Source organism: uncultured Sphingorhabdus sp., from assembly GCF_937872355.1.
Taxonomy (GTDB): Bacteria; Pseudomonadota; Alphaproteobacteria; order Sphingomonadales; family Sphingomonadaceae; genus Sphingorhabdus_B.
On sequence record NZ_CALMSV010000131.1, the window covers coordinates 1 to 4,433 of the forward strand.

The window sequence follows — 4,433 nt, forward strand, 5'->3', positions numbered from 1 at the left end:
TGTGCTCGAAGCGCTGGGTGTGGGAGCAGTACGACCACGTCATCGGCGGCAACACCCTGCAGCGTCCCGGCGGCGATGCGGCGGTGGTGCGTGTGCTCGATGGCCCGAAGGGTCTTGCGCTGACCTGCGATGTGAAATCGGCGGACGATTTGGCGCGTATCGTTGCTGAGGGTGCCGGGAGGTTCGGCGGCATCGACATATTGGTGAACAATGCGCAGGAAGTGCCCAACGGTCCTCTCCTCGATGTAAGTGATGAGGCTTTCCTTGCCGGTTTCGAATCGGGACCGCTCGCTTCCTTTCGGCTGATGAAACTGGTTCAGCCGATCATGAAAGCGCGCGGTGGCGGCACGATTTTTAACCTCGCTTCGTCGGCGGGCATACGTTGGGACATGACTGGCTATGGCGCCTATGGTGCCGTCAAGCAGGCGACCCGTGTTCTGACGCGCGCGGGTGCTGCAGAATGGGGGCGCGACAATATCCGCGTGCTGACCATCGCGCCGCATGCCGAGTCGCCGGGGCTGAAATGGTGGGTGGCCAATAATCCCGAAGAGGCACAGGCGTTTTTCAAGACTATCCCGCTTGGGCGGATCGGCCGATTGGAAGAGGATATTGGCCAAGCAGTGGTTGCGCTCTGCGCACCCGAAATGGGTTATCTGACAGGCGCGACAATCCCGCTCGACGGCGGCCAAGCTAATTTCGATTGAGGGGGCGACATGGAAAAAATCGTCACTGCGCTGTGGGGCGTTGATAATGCCAGGTTGTTGACCGAACTTCCCGTCGCGCTTCGTGCTGCTGGTTGCAGCGGCATCCGCATCAACGTTCGTGACAGAGCAGTGGAAGCGGGCGCGGGCCTTGTCCAGAAATGGCAGGATCCGCAGCAAGAGGCTGTCGTGCAATATTGGTTGCCCAGCGCAAATGCGATTTTCAGGGGCGATGCTGATGCTGCGATCGCAGCTGTGTCCGAGCGGTTCCACGCCTGGCTGGTCGCCGAATCGACTATCATCGCCAATAGCGAACACCCGCCGACAAAGGGCGAACGCACATGGGGCTGGAGCCAGGCGAGCTTTATCACCTTCCGCAGCGATCTATCGCACGCCGAAGCCGTCGCGGTCTGGCATTCGCACCACACGAGAGTGGCAATCGATACACAATCCAATTTCGAATATGTGCAGAACCTGATCGTCCGCCCGCTGACCGAAGGCGCGCCCAGATATGGTGCCTTTGTCGAAGAATGTTTCCCGATAGAGGCGCTCACTGACCCACATGCCTTTTTCGATGCCGTCGGCGATCAAGCAAAGTTTGAGGCCAATCTCAACGCGATGATGGACAGTTGCGGGCGCTTCATCCAGTTTGGCCGGATCGATATCATCCCCACGAGCCAGTATGACTTCGGATAAGGTCATTCGCATTGGCGGCGGTTCCGCCTTTTTCATCGACAGCGCGCTCGCGGTGCCGCAGCTTCTGGGTGCGGGCGTTGACTATATCATTCTCGACTATTTGGCCGAAGGTGCAATGGGGCTGCTCGGCCGGATGAAGCTGGCCGACCCGGATAGCGGGTTTACTGGCGATTTCATGGACGTTCATATCGGGCCATTCCTGTCCAGAATTGCCGATGGCAAGGTGCGCATCCTCTCTAATGCGGGCGGGGTCAATCCGGCGGGCCTTGCGGCGAAACTGCGGTCGCGGATCGACGAGCTCGGGCTGTCGCTCAAGGTCGCTGTCGTCAATGGCGACGATCTGATGCACAGGCTTGGCGATTTCACCGCAACGTGCGACATGTTCAGCGGTCTGCCCTTCCCGCAAAAGGGTGTGACGAGCGCCAATGCTTATCTCGGCGCATTTCCCATCGCGCATGCCTTGGCGCAGGGGGCCGATATCGTCATCACCGGGCGGGTCGTTGACAGCGCGCTGGCACTGGGGCCGTTGATCCACGAATTTGGCTGGGGGCCGGACGATCTGGATCTGCTCGCCGGTGGCACATTGGCGGGGCACCTGATCGAATGCGGGGCGCAAGTGACGGGCGGGACCTTTACCGACTGGCGCGAGGTCGAAGGCTGGGCGAATATCGGCGCGCCGATTGCCGAATGCCATGCCGATGGCAGTTGCATAATCACAAAGCCGGAGGGCAGCGGCGGACTGGTCAGCGTCGGCACGGTGGCAGAGCAATTGCTTTATGAAACGTCCGACCCGGCTGCCTATATCGTTCCCGACGTTACCTGCGATTTCACCCATGTGACGCTCGAACAGGTGGGCAAGGATCGGGTGCGCGCGCTTAACGCCCGCGGCTTGCCTGCACCCGCCATGCTAAAGGCCTGCGCGACTTGGGACGATGGCTGGCGCGCGGTCGCCTATCAACCGGTCATCGGTCCGGCAGCGGTCGAAAAGGCACATAAACAGGCCGAGGCGCTGTTCGAGCGCGGGCGGATCATGCTGCGCGGCCGCAACATGGCCGACTGGCGGCGCACCGAATGCGTACTGATCGGCGGCAATGATCCGGCCTCGCAAGAAGTGGTTGCCAAGCTGGTCGTTGAACATGACGAGGCGCTGGCGGTGCAGATGTTTGCACGCGAACAATTTGCCGCAATCTCCGCAATGGCGCCGGGGACGAGCGTGGCCTTTGGCATCCAGATCGCGCCGTGCATGAACCTTATCAGCTTCTTGGTGCCGAGGGACGAAGTGGTCGCGCGGGTGGATAGCGAAGAATTCTTCCCAGGGAAGGGGGGGCTGCGAACCATGTTGGCGGGCGTAAATGCCCAAACACTATCGAAATCTATGACATCCGCAGTCGAACCAGCGGATTACCTACTTCCCGGAAGCGCAGAAGATCGCACCGTCATGGACCTCGCCTTCACCCGCTCAGGCGAAAAGGGCGAAACGATCAATATCGGCGTGATCGCCCGCAAACCCGAATATCTGCCTTTATTGCACGCTGCTCTAACGCCAGAGGCGTTGCGTAAACATCTTCCCGACCTCGGCGCCTTTGAAGTGACCATTTACGAATTGCCCGGCATCCATGCGCTCAACGTCGTGCTCGATGGAGCTTTACCGGGAGGGCTGAATGCCAGCCAGCGGCTCGACCCAGCGGCGAAGTCGATCGGTCAGCGGCTGGCGGGCATGAAGTTAAAGGCGGTAGCGGCAGGTTAGGCCGCTTGCGCGCCTCTTACCAAACGCCCCGGTCTTGAGCCTGTACTTTCATCAAAGCGCCGGATCACTTGGCCGCTTACGATTGTCGCGTCATATCCGGTCGCCCGCTGATGCAGCCGTCTTCCGCCTGCGGGCAGGTCGTGGACGATTTCGGGCACGTGCAAAGTCAGGCGGTCCATGTCGATGACGTTGATATCGGCCTTTGCGCCGACCTTGAGCGTTCCTCGATCATTCAGGCCGACAGCTTGGGCTGCTTTTTGCGAGAGCATGTGCACCGCCTGGGCAAGATCGAACCCGCCGTCGCGGCCATCGCGAACAAAATGCTGCAGCAGGAACGTCGAATAGCTTGCGTCGCAGATCGCGCCATAATGCGCGCCGCCATCGCCGAGTGCCGGCACGCAATGCGGGTGGCTGAGCATTTCATGCGCGCTGTCGAGTGAAGCATTTTCGAAATTGCCCAGCGCCGCGAGGAACAGGCCCTTGCCCTCGGTCGTCAATATCCGCTCATAGGCAATTTCTTGCGGCGTACAGCCACGCGCGCGCGCCTGATCGGCCATGCTCAACGATTTGGGCGGCGCATAATCGGGCGGATTGTCGAGCGGGAACATCCATTCCCAATTGCGGGCAAGCGCGTTGAACGGATGACCTTCGCCAAATTCTTCGCCAAGCAATGCAGCGCGCATTGCCGGATCGCGCATCGCCGCAACCTTTTCGGCCAGTGGCAGGTGCGCGATCTTGGCCCAACTAGGGCAGAGTACAAAGGGGTGAACGGTGAGTTCAAGGCCTGCGATCAGGCCGATCGGACGCGGCATAACCTGTGCGGTTACCTTGGCGCCGCGTGCGGTGCTGGCTTCGATCATGTCGAGCACAGTACGCCAACGTGGCGGGCCTTCATTGCCGCTGGCGAGCGTGAAGGTAGTGGGACGGCCGGTCGCTTCGACCACTGAGTCGATAACGCTATATTCCTTGTCCCAACCTACAAATGCGTCGAGCACGATCTGGAAAGTGCCTGATCCAGCGTCGGTCATTCCCGAACAGATCGCTTTCAATTCGTTGACGTCCGCTTCAAAGGTGGGGATCGAACCACCGTCCGCAGTCTTATGGATCGAAAGACGCGAAGTCGCGAAGCCAAGCGCACCCGCCTCAATCGCTTCCTTGGTGAGCGCGCGCATCTTGGCAAGATCATCGTCATTGGCGGGGTCGCCCCGCTCCACCCGGTCGCCCCTGGCGCAAACGCCCAACGGGGAGGGGGGGCGGCAAGCGGCGAAAGCCGTGTCGCCCAGTCCGGC

Annotated in this window: 4 protein-coding genes; 3 read left to right on the forward strand and 1 reads right to left on the reverse strand. The window is 60.7% G+C overall.

Going from position 1 to position 4,433, the window contains the following annotated elements; all coding sequences use genetic code 11:
- Positions 1-17: 17 nt before the first annotated feature.
- From Q0239_RS08150 to Q0239_RS08160, 3 genes are read left to right on the forward strand one after another with little or no spacing between them, the layout of a single operon-like run.
- Positions 18-704: an SDR family oxidoreductase gene (locus Q0239_RS08150; protein WP_298600998.1), complete on the forward strand. Its 687-nt coding sequence runs from the start codon at positions 18-20 to the stop codon at positions 702-704.
- Positions 705-713: 9 nt separating this feature from the next.
- Complete coding sequence (locus tag Q0239_RS08155) at positions 714-1,397, forward strand: EthD domain-containing protein (RefSeq protein WP_298600988.1); 684 nt, start codon at positions 714-716, stop codon at positions 1,395-1,397.
- Positions 1,384-3,144, forward strand: a complete 1,761-nt coding sequence (locus Q0239_RS08160; RefSeq protein WP_298600992.1) for an acyclic terpene utilization AtuA family protein — start codon at positions 1,384-1,386, stop codon at positions 3,142-3,144. Before Q0239_RS08155 ends, Q0239_RS08160 begins: the two co-directional genes overlap by 14 nt.
- On the opposite strand, the gene Q0239_RS08165 is transcribed toward Q0239_RS08160, so the two are convergent.
- The coding region (locus tag Q0239_RS08165) for an amidohydrolase family protein (protein ID WP_298600995.1) at positions 3,141-4,433 on the reverse strand (1,293 nt) is incomplete at its 5' end. The genes Q0239_RS08160 and Q0239_RS08165 overlap by 4 nt on opposite strands.

What these genes read in the sequence shown, in the direction of transcription:
- Q0239_RS08160 (WP_298600992.1), top strand. Translation starts at nt 1,384, where the DNA reads ATGACTTCGGATAAGGTCATTCGCATTGGCGGCGGTTCCGCCTTTTTC.
- Q0239_RS08155 (WP_298600988.1), top strand. Translation starts at nt 714, where the DNA reads ATGGAAAAAATCGTCACTGCGCTGTGGGGCGTTGATAATGCCAGGTTG.